This window comes from Paraburkholderia unamae (assembly GCF_003096875.1).
GTDB classification, from domain to species: domain Bacteria; phylum Pseudomonadota; class Gammaproteobacteria; order Burkholderiales; family Burkholderiaceae; genus Paraburkholderia; species Paraburkholderia unamae.
Genome location: NZ_QEOB01000024.1, coordinates 13,839 through 29,114, shown reverse-complemented (window position 1 = coordinate 29,114; position 15,276 = coordinate 13,839). Strand labels below are relative to the sequence as shown.

Below are 15,276 nucleotides of genomic sequence, written 5' to 3'. Positions count from 1 at the left end.
CTCGCGCGGGCGCTGTCGCCGTTGAAGGAGGTTGGTCATGGCCGAGTACGGGCAGCATCCCTCATCCGTGCTGGCGCTCAAGAGCGCACACGATTTCGACACGACGATCGCGCGCTTGAAGACCGCGCTGGCGACGGCGGGCGCGGCCGTGTTCGCCGACGTGGACCAGCGCGAGGCGGCGCAAACCGCCGGGCTCGACCTGCGCCGCACGCGGCTCATCCTGTTCGGCAACCCGAAGGCGGGCACCCCGGTGATGGCGGCGAACCCGCATGCGGCGGTGGAACTGCCGCTGCGCATGGTGGTGTGGGAGGACGACCAGGGGCACACGCGGCTCGATTACCGCGATGTCTCGCAAACGCTGGGGCCGCTGTACGGCATCGACGCCGAGGTGCTCGTGCCGCTGCAACGCGTGGTGGCGCTGCTCCAGACCGCCGTGCAGTAGCGGTCCCGAGGCAGGCCCCGGCAGTGGGTGGGCGGCTCTCTTCGGCACCCGCTTAAAAAATTGACAGGCGCGGCGCGCTTCGCTTAACGTAAGCGGCTTGTGACTTTGCCCGGCTCCCGCGCAAAGCACGCCCCCCGCCGCAAGCCCACCATCCGCCGATGACTGCCCCGCCCGAATCCCCCGCCGATCCTTCACGCGATCGCACCGGGGCGCCTGCCTCGACTTCCGCCTCCGTTACGTCTGAATCCCCCGCCGCGCAGTACTGGCGCCGCAATCTCGCGGTCTGCGTGGTCGGTTCGTTCACGACGCTCGTGGCGATGACGCTGATGCTGCCGTTCCTGCCGCTCTACGTCGAGGAACTGGGCGTGCACGGGCACGCGGCGATCGTGCAGTGGTCGGGCATCGCGTATAGCGCGACCTTCTTCACCGCCGCGCTCGTCGCGCCGCTGTGGGGGCGCCTCGGCGATCGCTACGGCCGCAAGCCCATGCTCGTGCGCGCGAGCCTCGGCATGGCGGTCACGATGTCGCTCATCGGCATGTCGCGCAACATCTGGGAACTCGTCGCGCTGCGTCTCGTCGCGGGTTTCGCGGGCGGCTATTCGTCGGGCTCGACCATTCTCGTCGCCACGCAAACGCCGCGTCACCGCTCGGCCTGGGCGCTCGGCGTCCTTTCCTCGGGCATCATGGCGGGCAATCTCATCGGGCCGCTGCTGGGCGGCTCGCTGCCGCCGCTCATCGGCCTGCGCGGTACGTTCTGGGTGGCGGGCGCGGCGATCTTCGCGGCTTTCGTCGCGACCTGCGTGCTCGTGAAGGAAGCGCCGCGCCCCGCGCGCGCCGCGAAGCACGCAGCGGGCGGCGGCTGGTCCGCGCTGCCCGACAAGCGGCCGATCATCGCCATGCTCGTGACCGGCATGCTGCTGATGCTCGCCAACATGTCGATCGAGCCCATCATCACCGTGTATGTGGCGACGCTCGTGCCCAACCCCGCGCGCGTGACTTTCGTCGCGGGCCTCGCGATGTCGGCGGCGGCGCTCGGCAGCATCGTCTCGGCCTCGCGGCTCGGGCGCGTCGCGGACCGCGTGGGCCACGCGAAGGTGATCGTGGGCGCGCTGGCGGCCTCGGCGCTGCTGCTCGTGCCGCAGGCGTTCGTCACGGCGGGCTGGCAACTCGTTGCGCTGCGCTTTCTCATGGGCGTGTCGCTCGCGGCGCTCTTGCCGTGTATCGCGACGGTCATTCGCCATAGCGCGCCCGACCAATCGGCGGGCACCGTGCTTGGCTATTCGGTTTCAGCGCAGTTCGCGGGGCAGGTGCTCGGGCCGCTGATCGGCGGCTTCGTGGGCGGCCATCTGGGCATGCGCGCCGTGTTTCTCGGCACGAGCTGCCTGATGCTGGCGGGCGCGCTCTACGTGTGGCGCGCGGTGGGCTTCGCCCGGCGCGCATAACGCGGCAGCGGGGCTGGCGAGGCGAGGGTGGCGGCGTGCGCCGCCTGCGTTCATCGCTCGTTCATTGCCTCGCGCGCGCCGGCCGCGCTTCGCTGGCGCGGCGCGCTGCGCGGTTCCAGGCCTGATTCGAAGCGCGGCTCAATGGCCGAAGAAAACGTCGCACTCGGGACGCGGCCAGCACATCTTGCCCGTGCGATGGCCCGAGGCGCCACGCGTATCCGGCGTGCCGCCATACGACATGTCGGTGCTGGCCTGAGCCGAAGCATCGGCGTCTTCAGTCATCGTTTGATGCGCGCGATCCTGCGAGACAGGCTCGTCCTTCGCGCGCGCCGTGCCCGGCGCGGCGGCCGCCACGGCCGTCACGCATACGGCGATCAACGCCAAGCGCATGTTCATTTGAACCTCCTTTCTCGAGTGTGCGCCTTGACCCTGCGGCGCTCGCGGCGCGAACGCACGCGAGCCGGGCGCAGGGCCTCGCTCGCACACTCATCTGGAAAGTCGGAATACCGGCGCGCAGCGCACGGCTGCCGAACGTGTTAGCTCACTGCTCCACGTGGGAAGCGCGCCCACGCATTCGGGGGCGGCACAGGGCGGCGCGACGCAAGGAGAAGGGGCGAGCGGGCGCGCAGAGAACATCCGCACTGCACTTTCAGTTATAGCTCGCGCCGCCGGGAGTGCAATCGGGCCATGCACGGGGCCCTGGTAACCGTTGCTTCGGGCCGCGCCGCACGGCCGATATCTGCACGATTCTTTCGGTCGTGAAACAAGTCGAAAGGATTCGGAAATTAAACGTTCGCCGTGTAGTCATCTTGCGATGTTGTAATGCGCTCGCTCTGATGTAAGGCGCATTGGGGCTCGTTCGCTAGACGAGCCTCACCTGGAACGTGACGGCAGGGCGCACATGTGCGCGTCGCGTCCCAGGACCCAAAAGCAACTCAAACAATCGATGGAGCCCAACTACATGTTGTATCGCCGAGCACTACTCGCCCTGCCTTGTGCAGGCCTTGCCGCCGCCTTGTTTGCATGCGGCAGCAGCAATTCGAATACGTCGTCGTCGAGCACGACGACTCCCGTAGTGTCGGCGCAGGACGCGCTCACGACGGCCACGCCGATCAAGCACGTCGTCGTGATCTACGGTGAGAACGTTTCGTTCGACCACTACTTCGCCACCTACCCGAACGCCACCAACCCGAGCGGCGAGCCGGCCTTCGCGGGCGCTTCGGGCACGCCGACGGTCAACGGCCTCACGGGCACGCTGCTCACGGCCAACCCGAACTTCCTGAACACCACGGGCAACGGCACGGGCGCGGCCAATCCGTTCCGCCTCGACCGCACGCAGGCCGCCACGGCCGACCAGAACCACGCGTACACGGCCGAGCAGCAAGCGGGCAACAACGGCGCACTCGACCTGTTCCCGAAGTACACGGGTAACGGCACGAGCGGCGGCGCGGGCGCATTCGGCACGAAGGGCCAGGTGATGGGCTACTACGACGGCAACACCGTCACGGCGCTGTGGAACTACGCGCAGAAGTTCGCGATGAGCGACAACGCGTGGACCACGACGTACGGCCCGTCCACGCCCGGCGCGCTCGAAGTCGTCTCGGGCCAGACCAACGGCCTCGAACTCGTGAACACCTCGAAGCAGCCGGCCACGGCGACGACGTCGTCGTACTACATTCAGGACGGCGCGGGCGGTCTCACGATGATCAACGACGTCGACCCGGGCTATGACGTGTGCTCGAGCACGACCGATTCGGGCATGATCAACGCGCTGAACATCGGCGACCTGCTCAACGGCCAAAAGATCACGTGGGGCGGCTTCATGGGCGGCTTCAACTTGCAGACGACGAACTCGAACGGCACGACGGGCTGCAAGCGCAGCTCGATCGCGACGGCGGTGAACGCTGCAACGGCCGACTACATCCCGCACCACAACTGGTTCCAGTACTTCAAGTCGACGTCGAACCCGCAGCATCTGCGCCCGAGCGCGACGGCCGCCATCGGCTACACGCTCGAATCGGACGGCAAGACGGCCGACCCGGCGAACCACCAGTACGACACGGACGACTTCTTCGCGTCGGTCAAGGCAGGCAACTTCCCGTCGGTGAGCTTCCTGAAGGCTCCGGCCGCACAGGACGCGCACGCAGGCTATTCGGACCCGCTCGACGAGCAGCAGTTCGTGACGAAGGTCGTGAACTTCCTGATGCAGCAACCCGACTGGCAGAACACGGCCGTGATCGTGACGTATGACGATTCGGACGGCTGGTACGACCACCAGTACATGGCGCCGGTGCACTCGTCGTACGCCGCGGCTGACCAGCTCAACGGCAACGCCGTGTGCGGCACGGGCACGCAGCAAACGGGTGTGGCAGGCTCGCCGGCCAACGGCCGTTGCGGTCCGGGCACGCGCATTCCGTTCCTCGTGATCTCGCCGTGGGCGAAGGCCAACTACGTCGACCACACGTTCATCGATCAGGCTTCGGTCGTCCGCTTCATCGAGGACAACTGGCTTGGCGGCGCGCGTCTGGGCGGCGGCTCGTTCGACTCCGTGGCGGGCGACATGCGCAGCATGTTCGACTTCAGCGGCAAGGGCGGCCTGCCGGTGCTGTACCTCGACGGCACGCAGGGCACGCAGCTCAGCTCGGCACCGTCGATCTGATGATCTGATCGACGGCCGGCGCGAGGCTCGATCGCCCACACGCGCAGGTTTCGCGCGTGCAGGGCGGCGGGCCTCGCGCCGCCGTGACGTCTCGTGTGACGTCTTGTGGCTCACGCCGCGTGGCGCGCCCCTGGGGCTCGCTCGCGGCGTTCGGCTTTTTCCTTTCGTGGAACTTCGCAGAAGAAAGATCGCATCATGTCCGAGCTTTCCGCTTCGCCCAAACCTACCCCGTCTTCCCCCACGCCGCGCAAGGCGGCCAGGCCCGCGCGCCTCCTGCTGCGAGCCGCCGCCGTTGCCGTGGTCGCCGCGCTCGGCTTTTGCGCCTATGCCGCAGCGTTTCCGGCCGATGTGCCGGCCGCCGTGGGCGAGGTCGTCGAGAACCTGACCGGCGCGAACCCGCATCCCGTCGTGCTGCAACGCCCCCAGAGCGCGCCGCTTTCGGCGATGGCGCAGCTCGGCAAGCAACTGTTTTTCGATCCGGCGCTCTCGGGCTCCGGTCAGCAGTCCTGTGCATCCTGTCACAGCCCCGCGCACGCCTATGGGCCGCCCAACGGGCTCGACGTGCAGCAGGGCGGTCTCGCGATGAACCAGCAGGGCTACCGTCCGCCGCCTTCGCTCATGTACCTGTACCGCCAGCCGAACTTCAGCATCGGGCCGGACGCGGGCGAAAACGACGACGCGCCTACCGTCGCGCAGCAGGCCACGGCCGCCGCGAGCGTGGTGAAGTCGCAGAAGACGGCGGGCGGCCCGTCCACCTCGGTGGAGATGGTGCCGCAGGGCGGTCTGTTCTGGGACGGCCGCGCCGACACGCTTCAACAGCAGGCCTATGGCCCGCTGCTCAACCCGGTTGAAATGGCGAACACGAGCATCGAGCAGGTGGCGGGCAAGCTCGAAAAGGCCTCGTACGCGAAGCAGTTCACGGCATTGTTCGGAGCCCGAATTTTCAGCGACCCGAAGATGGCCGTGGCGGAGGCGATGTTCGCGATCTCGCGTTACCAGGTGGAAGATCCGTCGTTCCATCCGTATAACAGCAAGTACGACCGCTGGCTCGAAGGCCATGCGCGCCTCACGCAAGCCGAACTACGCGGCCTGCGCCTGTTCAACGATCCGGACAAGGCGAACTGCGCGGGCTGCCACCTCTCGAAGCCCGGCAAGGACGGCCTGCCGCCCATGTTCACCGACTACCAGTACGAGGCGCTGGGCGTGCCGCGCAACCACAAGCTCGCGCAGAACCAGGACCCGCACTTCTTCGATCTCGGCGTGTGCGGCCCGTTCCGTTCGGACTTCAAGGACCAGACGCAGTACTGCGGCATGTTCCTCACGCCGACGCTGCGCAACACGGCCACGCGCACGGTGTTCTTCCACAATGGCATCTATCACACGCTCGACCAGGTGATGGCGTTCTACAACGATCGCAACACGGACCCCGGCAAGTTCTATCCGCGCGGCCCCGACGGCAAGATCGACAAGTACGACGATATCCCGCCGCAGCTCCAGAAGAACGTGGATGTGACCGATGCGCCGTTCGACCGCAAGTTCGGCGACAAGCCCGCGATGACGCAAGGCGACATCGAGGACATCATCGCCTTCCTCAAGACGCTCAACGACGAGCCGTTGCCGTCACAGCCGCAGTAAGGCCGCCGGGCCGCCGCGCCGACGTTCGGCGATTGCGTGCGCGGGACGCGCGGCCCCCGGTCTTACTTGCCGCCCTGGGCAAGATGAATCGTGACGATCACGGAGGCGTCGTCGAGCGCCTCCAGCGCATGCGTTTCACCGGCGGCGAGCAACAGCATGTCGCCGGCGTGCATGGTGCGCGGGTCGCCGTTCACGAAAAAGCGGATCACGCCCTCGACGCATTGCACGGTGATCTCGCCCGCCACGCTGTGCTCGGGCAGCCGCTTGCCCGCAGGCAGCACGAGCCGGATCACCTCCAGTTCCTGCGCGCGGATCAGCGTGGTGGATTGCGCGTTCTTGAGCGCGCCGCCTAGCGGCCGGGCGTCGAAGACCTCACCCGGCGCGGCGTGGGGGATGGCCATGACAGTCCCTCAAACGAGCTTCGCGTTGAGCGTGATCTTCGCGTTGTTGGCGAAGAGTTTCGACACCGGACAGTTTTCCTTGGCGCCCTTCGAAAGCTCGTCGAACTTCGCCTGGTCGATGCCGGGAATCTTCGCGGTCATGTCGAGCTGGCAGCTCGTGATGGCGAAGCCTTCGCCCACCTTGTCGAGCGTCACGGTCGATTTCGTCTCGATGCTCTCGGCCGTGAAGCCCGCCTGGGTGAGAAAGAGCGAGAACGCCATCGTGAAGCAGCCCGCGTGCGCCGCGCCGATCAGTTCCTCGGGATTGGTGCCGGGGCCGCCCTCGAAGCGCGAGGCGAAGCCGTAGGGCGCTTCCTTGAGCACGCCGGTTTGCGTCGAGATGGTGCCCTGGCCGTCCTTGATCCCGCCATGCCACTTGGCCGATGCCGTCTTTTGCATGATGTTTCTCCGCGATATGGAAACGTCGAAATGACGAAAGGGGAGCGTGCGGGGCACGCAAGCGGCGTGCCCCGCACGCGGTATTTCAGGGTTGCTGTGCGGGCGTTTCGCCCGCGTACCACGCGGCGGCCGCGTCGATTTCCTCGGGCGTCATGTTGCGCGCGATGTTGCGCATCTGCTCGGAAATATCGTTGTGGCGCGTGCCGTTCGCAAAGGCGAGCAACTGCGCCTTCGTGTACGCGGCCGGCAGGCCGTCGAGCCACGGGCTGCCGATCTTGCTGTCCACGCCGCCGTGGCAGGACGCGCAAGCGGGGATGTTGCGCAGCGGCGCGCCGTGCGCGACGATGCCGGGCGCGCCGCCATGCAGGTGCGCGATCGGCTGCAACGAGGCGTAGTAGGCCGCGAGGTCGCGCATGTCCTCGTCGGAGAGGTCGCGCGCCATGGGCGACATCACCGCGTTCTGGCGCGCGCCCGTTTGAAAGTCGTGCAATTCCTTGAAGACCACGATGGCGAACTGGCCCGCCAGATTCGGCGAATTGGCCATGCTGATGCCGCGCGGGCCGTGGCACATCGTGCAGCGCAGGGCAAGCGTCGCGCCGCGGCCGATCGACAGGCTCGTCGCGCCGTCGAGCATGTGCGGCGTGAGTTCCACCGTGCTCACCTTGTAGTCGGGCGCGACCGCCGACTCCACCGGGTGCCACTGGCGCGGCACGCCGGCCGCGCTACAGATCGCATTCCAGATGCCCTGGAACTGCGGGTCGGATTTCGCGGAAGGCAGCCAGACGAAGCCGATCAGCACGGCGGCGACGAACACCACGATCGTCGCGCCCACGCCCGCGCGAAACCACACATTGCGTAACGAGAACAGGCGTTCGTCGCTCATCGCTGCGCTCCAATCGGGATCGCGGGCACCGCGGTCTGCGGTGTCGCGAGCAGTTGCGCAATGGGGTAGCCGTAGTTGGTGATGGTCAGCGCGACCATCAGCACGACCCACAGCGCGAAGCTGTTGAGCGCCACGGGCAGCGTGGCCGATTCGTGCACCGGCTTGCTGAAGCGATATTCCTCGGGCGTGACCACTTCGTTGCGATGGCCTTGCAGCAGCACCACGAAGAACAGGATGGCCGAGATCACGAGGATCAGCCCGCCTATCGCGGAGAGCACGACGAGCGCGCCCTGGCCCGCCAGCGCCGGGTCGCTGTAGTCGTAATAGGCCATGCGCCGCGGCATGCCCATGAGGCCGACCAGGTGCCACGGGAAGGTCGTCACGATCATGCCGATGAACCACAGCCACAGCTGCCAGCGCATGAGCTTCCAGTTCGTGAGCGCGCGGCCCGTGATCTGCGGCCACAGGTCGTAGGCGATGGCGAAGTACATGATGACAATCGCGCCGCCATAGATCAGGTGGAAGTGCCCCGTGATCCACTGCGTGTTATGCACGGGCTGGTCGAGCTGGTAGCTCATGTTGATGAGCCCGCCCGCGCCGCCGAAGCCCAGCATGACGAACGAGAACGCCACGGCCAGCATTTGCGGGTTGTGCCACGGCAGCTTCGCGATCCAGCCAAACGCCCCTTTGCCGCCGCGCAGCCGCCCGGCGATTTCCACCGAGGCGCAGATCGTGAACACGGTGAGGAGCGTGGGCACCGAAACGAGCGCCGTGAACACCGACTGCACGAACTTGAAGCCCGAGCCCACCTGCGGGTCGGTGAAGAGGTGGTGCAGGCCGATCGGCATGGCCACCACGAGGAACAGGATGAACGAGATGCGCGCCATCGAGTCGCTGTAGAGCCGGCCGCCGATCGCGCGCGGAATGATCGTGTAGTAGGCGATATAGGCGGGCATGAGCCAGAAGTAGACGATGGCGTGCAGCGTCCACGAGAAGAACACGCGCGCGAGGCCGGCGTCGATGGTATTGCGCCAGCCGAACGCGACCGGCAGGATCTGGAACAGCACCTCGATGGCCGCGCCCACGGCGGTCCAGCCCCACAGGTAGGCGCCGGCCGTGGTCGCGAACATGGCGAGCGGCACGGGTTTGCCGGGATTTTCGCGTTTCCATTTCGCGGTGTTCACGCCCATCAGCGCGACCCAGATCCACGAGCCCACCACCACGAGCACGACGCCGAGGTAATAGAACACGTTGCCGATCATCGGCGGGTAGAAGGTGTAGAGCACCGAGGCGAGGCCGAGCGCCACGGGCACCGAGGCCGTGACCGCGCCGAGCGCGAGCAGGATGAAGCCGAGCCAGGCCCAGCGCACGCCCACCAGCGGCTTCTTGAGCGCCAGTTCGCTCACCGCGTAGCCAAAGCCCATGGCAATGAGCGTGGGGAACACGTAGCCCATCACGGTGCCGTGCTCCGTGACCGAACGGTAATAAAGCTCGGGATCCTTGAGCCAGGGGTGCAGCGGGCTGCGCACCAGCATCTGCCATGCGCCAAGCAGCAGCGCCACGCCGAACACGATGAACGCGAGCCAGAAGTGGGCGAGTACGAGTCGCTTGTTATTTAACACAGCTGAGTCTCCGCGCGGAATTGCCTGCCTGATTCGCCATCTGCATGAAGGCATCCTTGTCGATGACCTTCACGTGCGCCCACATGCCCTGGTGCCCCGTGCCGCAATATTCGTGGCAAGGCATCAGGTGGTCAGCGGGCTTGTCGAAGGTCGTGCGGAACGTCGAGATATAGCCGGGCTCGACCATCGAGTTCAGGTTGGTGCCGGTCACGAGAAAGCCGTGCACGACATCGGCGCTCGTGGCGCGGAACGTAATGGGCGTATTCGCCGGCACGACGATGCATTGCGGCGTGAATGAATACTGCTGTGCGAGGATGCGCACCGTGACGGAGCCGTCGCTCTCCACCGCGCTGCCGAGATTCGATTCGACGAATTCGCCGGACACGTGCAGCGTTTCCGGGTCGACCAGTTCCACGCGCGAGGGCGGCATCATGGCCCAGTGCAGGCCCGTGAAAACCACCATGGCCACGAGCACGGCGACGAGCGCCACCATGAGCATCGCCCAGCGGCGCTCGACGCGCGCCGCGACTTCGGCACTGGCATGGTTATCGATGGGGTTCGACATGAGGCCGGCCTTTTCTTCTCTGTCTGGTTTATTGGATGACGCCGCGCGGCAGGAACACGATGAAGTAGAACGCGAACCACAGCGCGGTCACGATGGCGGTGGCGATGCCCGCAACCGCGAGCGCGCCGCCCGGGCCGTTGGCCACGATCTCGTCGACCTGTTCGTGCTGCGGGCGCTCGCCCGGTTGTTCGGGTACGGGAGTCTCGATCATCGCAGCCTCAGAAAAGCGGTGCGGAGCGCAGCGCGTTCACTTCATGTTCGGAAACCGGCGTGCCGTGGTTGCCCCACGCCGTGCGGATATACGTGACCACGGCCGCCACTTCCTCGTCGGAGAGCGACTGCGCGAACGGCGGCATGCCATAGGGCATCGGATTCTTGCGCGTGCCGGGCGCGTAGCCGCCGTTGAGCACCATGCGGATGGGGTTCACGGCCGAGTTCATCTGGATCGACTGGTTGTCGGCGAGCGGCGGGAAGTGCGGGGGCTTGCCCTGGCCTTCGGCCGCATGGCACACCGCGCATTGCGAGTCGTAAATCTTCTTGCCGAGCGGCACGAGACGGGCGGCTTCTTCCGTCACGAAAGTGCTCTTGGGCGACTTGTCGACTTCGCTGTTGTGGCCGGGCAGCGACTTCAGGTAGACGGCCACGGCGCGCACGTCGTCTTCGGTGAGGTACTGGAAGCTGTCGTAGACCACTTCGGCCATCGGCCCGTACACGGCGCCGCGTTTGGACACGCCCGCGTGCAGCAGGTCGACGATGTCCTCGATGCTCCAGTCGCCAAGGCCCGCTTCCTTGTTCGAGGTGAGCGAGGGCGCGTACCAGTTCTGCACGGGAATCAGGCCGCCCTGGAATTCCTTCGAGGCCGAGTTGCCGCCCAGCGCGTTGATGGCCGTGTGGCACATGGTGCAGTGTCCGAGACCTTCCACGAGATACGCGCCGCGATTCCATTCGGCGGACTGCTTGGGGTCGGGCTTGAACTCGCCCTGGCGGAAGAACAGCGTGCGCCAGCCGAGCAGCAGCGCGCGCTGGTTATACGGGAAGCGCAGATCGTGCGGGCGGTTCTCCTTGTGCACGGCCTGCGTGGAGAGGAGGTACGCGAAGATGGCGTCGGAGTCGGCGCGTGTGACCTTGGTGTACGACGCGAACGGCATGGCCGGGTAGAGCAGCGTGCCGTCGCGCGACTTGCCTTCGTGCAGCATGCGGTAGAACTCGTCGGCGGTCCACGAGCCGATGCCGTACATCTTGTCCGACGAAATGTTGGGCGTATAGAGCGTGCCGAACGGCGTTTCCATCGGACGGCCGCCGCCGAACATCTGCTCGGAGGGCACCGTGTGGCACGCAATGCAGTCGCCCGCGCGCGCGAGGTACTCGCCGCGCGCGATCAGTTCGGCGTTGCTCGCCACCGGCTTGGCGTTGGCCGTGGCCGCCGCCGCGGCCGCGCGCGCCGCGTCGGCGGAGTTGGCGCTGGGCGCGCCCGTCTGCGCGAGCGCGCTGGCGGCGACGCAGAGCGTGGCTGCGGCGAGCGCCGCGCGGCAAGGCTTGAACGATGGCTTGAGCGATGAACGGAGAAAGGATCGGATTCTGCGCACGTCGGGGCCCCGGCTAGTTATGGACGCTGCCGCACGCGAGCGGCAGCGGCGAGGGCGCGGCTGGCGTCGTGTCGGCGGGCGCGGGTTGCGACGAGAGCCAGGCCGCGATCGCGGTGATGTCGCGATCGGCGAGATGCGTGGCGATGTCGTGCATGCAGTCCGGGGCGGCGGCGCGGCGCGTGCCGTAGCGGAACGCCCCGAGCTGCGCGCTGATGTAGTTCGCATGCAGGCCCACGAGCCCCGGAATGGCCGGCTGCATGCCCGTGAGCGCCGCGCCGTGGCAGCTCGCGCACGCGGGCACCTTGCGGGCAGCGTCGCCGTTCATGACGAGCGACTTGCCGAGCGCGAGCGTGGCGGCGTCCACGGTGGGCGTGACGGGCGGCGGATAGGGCGGACGCTCGTGCGCGAAGAATTCCGCAATCTGTTTGAGGTACGCGTCGGGCAGATACGCGAGCAGATAGTTCATCGGCGGATAGCTGCGGCCGCCGTCGCGAAACGCGATGAGCTGGTTGTACAGATAGCCCGCCGGCTTGCCCGCGAGACGCGGGAAGTAGTCGTTGTCGGTGCCTTCGCCGTGCGCGCCGTGACAGGCCGCGCAACCCATCACGCGGGCCTGCATCGTGTCAGGCGCGGGCTCGGCGGGCGGCGCCGCGTAGAGCGGTGCCAGCGGCAACGCGAGCGCAAGGATGAGGAAGACGATGCGGTTTCTCAATGATTCCCTCGTGGCGGATTGTGACGGCACAAACGCGTTGCGATTCGATATCAGTGGAAGCGCCGTCCGTGGGGATTCTCGTTTTCAATGACGGCCGGGGCGCACCTTCCGGAACAGATTATGGGAGAAAAAACCAAATTCGTGCCACGAGGCTGTGCAAAAAAATCTGCGACCGACAGCCGCGCGATAAATGTTTGCTAACACAACGACATCGGGTTTTGCGCGCGAGGCAAATTAGATCGGAATGCGAAATAAAATGAGAGCCGTTTCGAATGGAGAAATAGCGTGTGCGCCGGCGCGAACGGCTGGTCATCCGATGTCCTCCGTCCCGCGCATCGCGCCATTACGCCCGCTGCCACGACCGTTTCGGCCCTGTTGTGTGGTTGTCCGACAACGTATAATGGAACGATAAACGTACCTATCGAGCCAAGGAGAACCACATGGCGGAGTCGCTTGCCACGCCCATTGCCGCGCGTAGCCGCAATCTCGCCGAGCAGGTCGTCCACTACATCAATGAGCAGATCGCTTCGCGCACGCTCAAGCCCGGCGACAAGCTGTCCACTGAAAGCAGTCTCATGACGCAACTGGGCGTGAGCCGCACGGTGGTGCGCGAGGCCATCTCGCGCTTGCAGGCCATGGGGGTGATCGAAACGCGTCACGGCATCGGCAGCTTCGTGCTGGAGCCGCGCCGCGAGCCGCTCGATCTCGACGTCGTGCCGGCCAGCACGCTGGGCGACGTGCTGTGCGTGCTGGAGTTGCGCATCAGCCTCGAAACGGAGGCCGCGGGTCTTGCCGCCCAGCGTGCGAGCGAGCGCGACCTCGCCGGCATGCGCGCGGCGCTCGACGCGCTCGACGTCGTCATCCGCACGGGCGGCGACAGCTCGGGCGCGGACCTGGAGTTCCACGTCTCGGTGGCGCGCGCCACCGGCAACCGCTATTTCGTCGACATCCTCACGCAGATGGGCGCGGCATTGATCCCGCGCCGTCGCGTCGATTCGGCGGGCATCGCGCATCGCGATCCCCAGGCCTATGCCGAACTCGTGAACCGCGAACACGAAAGCATTTTCGACGCCATCGCCCGCCACGATCCCGAAGGCGCGCGCGCGGCCATGCGCATGCATCTGTCGAGCAGCCGCGAGCGCTTGCGCCGTGCGGCGGTGGAGGCGGGGGAAAAGGCGTAGTTCGAAGCCGGCGCAGTTCAAACAGGCGCAGTTCAAACCAGATCAATGACCTGCACGCAAAAACAAACAGCGGCCCGCGTGGCCGCTGTTTGTTTTTGTGCTGCGGGATCAGGTGCGCACAGGCTCGCCGGTCTTGTGGGGTCGGCGCGGGTATGCGCTAAGTCATCGTACAACATAATTGAACCGGGGAAGCCTTCCCGAACTCGTCCGCGATATGTGAACATACGGCACACGCCCAATGCCAAGGCAGTAGCGGGGCGCAGGGGTAAACACCACATTGGCCGGTCCGGCCTGCGCGAATACAATGTCATCAGACAACGTACCACGAAGCATCTCATCCGTGCACCACCGGTGCGCCTGAAGGAGACAACCCGGATGTCCGCCCCTGCCAACGCCTATGAAGACCTGCTGGAGTCGGCCAGCGCCAAGGTCATGCGGCACGTGCTGCCGCTCTTTCTCATCATGTTCATCGCGAACTACATCGACCGCGTGAACGTCGGTTTCGCCGGTGCGCACATGAAGGCCGACATCGGCCTTTCGGCGGCGGCGTATGGGTTCGGCGCGGGTCTGTTCTTCATCGGCTACGCGCTCTTCGAAGTGCCGTCGAACATGCTCATGCAGAAGTTCGGCGCGCGCGCCTGGCTCACGCGCATCATGGGCACGTGGGGCGTGGTGGCCGCGGCGATGGCGTTCGTGCATAACGACACCTCGTTCTACGTGCTGCGCTTTCTGCTGGGCATTGCCGAAGCGGGCTTCTTTCCCGGCGTGATCTATTACTTCGCGCAGTGGCTGCCGCAAAAGGAGCGCGGCAAGGCGGCGGCGGTATTCCTCGCGGGCTCGGCGTTCGCCTCCGTGCTCTCCGGCCCCATCACGGGCGCGCTGCTTTCGGTGCGCGGCTTAGGCCTCGCGGGCTGGCAATGGATGTTCCTGATCGAAGGCGGCTTTTCGATTCTGCTGTGCGGCGTGAGCTGGCTGCTCCTGAAGTCGCGCATTCGCGACGCCCACTGGCTCACGAGCGACGAGCAGGGCGCGCTCGAAACGTATCTGGCGCGTGAGCAGGCCGAACGCGAAGCCGCCACGGGCGCGCACGTGCCGGTGCTGCGTCTTTTGAAAGACCCGCAGATCGTGCTGTTCTGCTTCCTGTATTTCGCCATCCAGCTCACTATTTACGCGGCCACGTTCTGGCTGCCCACCATCATCCGCAAGATGGGCGACCTCACCGACTTCCAGGTGGGCCTCTACAACGCCATTCCCTGGTTGATCGCCATCGTCGCGATGTACTGCTTCGCGCTGCTCTCGGCCAGGTACCGCTTTCAGCAGGCGTGGCTCGCCCTCGCCCTCGTGATCGCCGCATGCGGCCTGTTCGCTTCGACTTCGGCCAACGCGGTGTTCTCGTTCGTGGCGATCTGTTTCTCGGCCATCGGCTTCAAGGCGGCTTCGTCGCTGTTCTGGCCGATGCCGCAAGGCTATCTCGACACCCGCGTGGCCGCCGCCGTGATCGCGCTGATCAATTCGCTCGGCAACCTGGGCGGCTTCTTCGCGCCGGCCACGTTCGGCTACCTGCAACAGCACACGGGCTCGATCACGGGCGGCCTCTACGGACTCGGCGTGACCTCGCTGATCGCCGCCGCCGCCGCGTTCCTGGCACGCAACAAGCCGTCGCGCCGCGCCTTCGCGCAAGATTCGGTGCATAGCGGCGCGCATTGAGCC

The 15,276-nt window shown here is 66.4% G+C and carries 15 protein-coding genes; 6 read left to right on the top strand and 9 right to left on the bottom strand.

Annotation, left to right across the window (positions count from 1 at the left end):
- Positions 1-37 precede the first annotated feature (37 nt).
- Together C7402_RS36495 and C7402_RS36490 are read left to right on the top strand one after the other, a co-directional pair.
- A complete protein-coding gene (locus C7402_RS36495) occupies positions 38-442 on the top strand; it encodes a DUF302 domain-containing protein (RefSeq protein ID WP_112175954.1) in 405 nt (134 codons plus the stop codon).
- Positions 443-600: 158 nt separating this feature from the next.
- Positions 601-1,884 (top strand): multidrug efflux MFS transporter, encoded by a 1,284-nt coding sequence (locus C7402_RS36490; protein ID WP_116614033.1) that lies wholly within the window; start codon positions 601-603, stop codon positions 1,882-1,884.
- A gap of 138 nt (positions 1,885-2,022) precedes the next feature.
- Here C7402_RS36490 and C7402_RS36485 read toward each other — a convergent pair whose 3' ends face one another.
- The gene (locus C7402_RS36485) at positions 2,023-2,280 is read right to left on the bottom strand and encodes a hypothetical protein (RefSeq protein ID WP_116614032.1); all 258 of its coding nucleotides are present in this window, start codon (positions 2,278-2,280) and stop codon (positions 2,023-2,025) included.
- Positions 2,281-2,848: 568 nt separating this feature from the next.
- On the opposite strand from C7402_RS36485, the gene C7402_RS36480 reads away from it, so the two are divergent.
- Together C7402_RS36480 and C7402_RS36475 are read left to right on the top strand one after the other, a co-directional pair.
- Positions 2,849-4,543, top strand: coding sequence for a phospholipase C (locus tag C7402_RS36480; protein ID WP_116614081.1), 1,695 nt, complete (start codon positions 2,849-2,851; stop codon positions 4,541-4,543).
- A gap of 195 nt (positions 4,544-4,738) precedes the next feature.
- Positions 4,739-6,178 (top strand): cytochrome-c peroxidase, encoded by a 1,440-nt coding sequence (locus C7402_RS36475; RefSeq protein WP_116614031.1) that lies wholly within the window; start codon positions 4,739-4,741, stop codon positions 6,176-6,178.
- A 62-nt stretch (positions 6,179-6,240) separates the two neighbouring features.
- On the opposite strand, the gene C7402_RS36470 is transcribed toward C7402_RS36475, so the two are convergent.
- From C7402_RS36470 to C7402_RS36435, 8 genes are all read right to left on the bottom strand, one after another.
- Positions 6,241-6,579, bottom strand: a complete 339-nt coding sequence (locus tag C7402_RS36470; RefSeq protein ID WP_112175961.1) for a cupin domain-containing protein — start codon at positions 6,577-6,579, stop codon at positions 6,241-6,243.
- Positions 6,580-6,588: 9 nt separating this feature from the next.
- Positions 6,589-7,017 (bottom strand): OsmC family protein, encoded by a 429-nt coding sequence (locus C7402_RS36465; RefSeq protein ID WP_042260258.1) that lies wholly within the window; start codon positions 7,015-7,017, stop codon positions 6,589-6,591.
- 85 nt (positions 7,018-7,102) lie between these two features.
- Positions 7,103-7,900, bottom strand: coding sequence for a c-type cytochrome (locus tag C7402_RS36460; protein WP_112175963.1), 798 nt, complete (start codon positions 7,898-7,900; stop codon positions 7,103-7,105).
- A complete protein-coding gene (locus C7402_RS36455) occupies positions 7,897-9,522 on the bottom strand; it encodes a b(o/a)3-type cytochrome-c oxidase subunit 1 (protein ID WP_116614030.1) in 1,626 nt (541 codons plus the stop codon). Before C7402_RS36455 ends, C7402_RS36460 begins: the two co-directional genes overlap by 4 nt.
- On the bottom strand, positions 9,512-10,087 hold the full coding sequence (locus C7402_RS36450) for a cupredoxin domain-containing protein (RefSeq protein WP_112175966.1): 576 nt from the start codon (positions 10,085-10,087) through the stop codon (positions 9,512-9,514). The genes C7402_RS36455 and C7402_RS36450 overlap by 11 nt, the downstream gene beginning before the upstream one ends.
- A gap of 28 nt (positions 10,088-10,115) precedes the next feature.
- On the bottom strand, positions 10,116-10,298 hold the full coding sequence (locus tag C7402_RS36445) for a hypothetical protein (RefSeq protein WP_112175968.1): 183 nt from the start codon (positions 10,296-10,298) through the stop codon (positions 10,116-10,118).
- Between the two features lie 7 nt (positions 10,299-10,305).
- Positions 10,306-11,664, bottom strand: a complete 1,359-nt coding sequence (locus C7402_RS36440; RefSeq protein ID WP_165842088.1) for a c-type cytochrome — start codon at positions 11,662-11,664, stop codon at positions 10,306-10,308.
- Between the two features lie 22 nt (positions 11,665-11,686).
- Complete coding sequence (locus C7402_RS36435) at positions 11,687-12,415, bottom strand: c-type cytochrome (RefSeq protein ID WP_373864474.1); 729 nt, start codon at positions 12,413-12,415, stop codon at positions 11,687-11,689.
- A gap of 410 nt (positions 12,416-12,825) precedes the next feature.
- Between C7402_RS36435 and C7402_RS36430 the strand changes: the two genes are divergently transcribed.
- Both C7402_RS36430 and C7402_RS36425 read left to right on the top strand, forming a co-directional pair.
- Positions 12,826-13,566 carry a FadR/GntR family transcriptional regulator gene (locus C7402_RS36430; protein WP_112175972.1) on the top strand — a complete coding sequence of 247 codons (741 nt, stop codon included), beginning with the start codon at positions 12,826-12,828 and terminating at the stop codon, positions 13,564-13,566.
- Between the two features lie 375 nt (positions 13,567-13,941).
- Entirely contained in the window at positions 13,942-15,273 is a 1,332-nt protein-coding gene (locus C7402_RS36425; RefSeq protein ID WP_116614029.1) for an MFS transporter, read from the top strand.
- The last annotated feature ends 3 nt before the right edge of the window (positions 15,274-15,276 follow it).

Coding starts and splice junctions, on each gene's coding strand:
- C7402_RS36495 (WP_112175954.1), top strand. CDS start 38: ATGGCCGAGTACGGGCAGCATCCCTCATCCGTGCTGGCGCTCAAGAGC.
- C7402_RS36490 (WP_116614033.1), top strand. CDS start 601: ATGACTGCCCCGCCCGAATCCCCCGCCGATCCTTCACGCGATCGCACC.
- C7402_RS36485 (WP_116614032.1), bottom strand. CDS start 2,280: ATGAACATGCGCTTGGCGTTGATCGCCGTATGCGTGACGGCCGTGGCG.
- C7402_RS36475 (WP_116614031.1), top strand. CDS start 4,739: ATGTCCGAGCTTTCCGCTTCGCCCAAACCTACCCCGTCTTCCCCCACG.
- C7402_RS36470 (WP_112175961.1), bottom strand. CDS start 6,579: ATGGCCATCCCCCACGCCGCGCCGGGTGAGGTCTTCGACGCCCGGCCG.
- C7402_RS36465 (WP_042260258.1), bottom strand. CDS start 7,017: ATGCAAAAGACGGCATCGGCCAAGTGGCATGGCGGGATCAAGGACGGC.
- C7402_RS36460 (WP_112175963.1), bottom strand. CDS start 7,900: ATGAGCGACGAACGCCTGTTCTCGTTACGCAATGTGTGGTTTCGCGCG.
- C7402_RS36450 (WP_112175966.1), bottom strand. CDS start 10,087: ATGTCGAACCCCATCGATAACCATGCCAGTGCCGAAGTCGCGGCGCGC.
- C7402_RS36445 (WP_112175968.1), bottom strand. CDS start 10,298: ATGATCGAGACTCCCGTACCCGAACAACCGGGCGAGCGCCCGCAGCAC.
- C7402_RS36430 (WP_112175972.1), top strand. CDS start 12,826: ATGGCGGAGTCGCTTGCCACGCCCATTGCCGCGCGTAGCCGCAATCTC.
- C7402_RS36425 (WP_116614029.1), top strand. CDS start 13,942: ATGTCCGCCCCTGCCAACGCCTATGAAGACCTGCTGGAGTCGGCCAGC.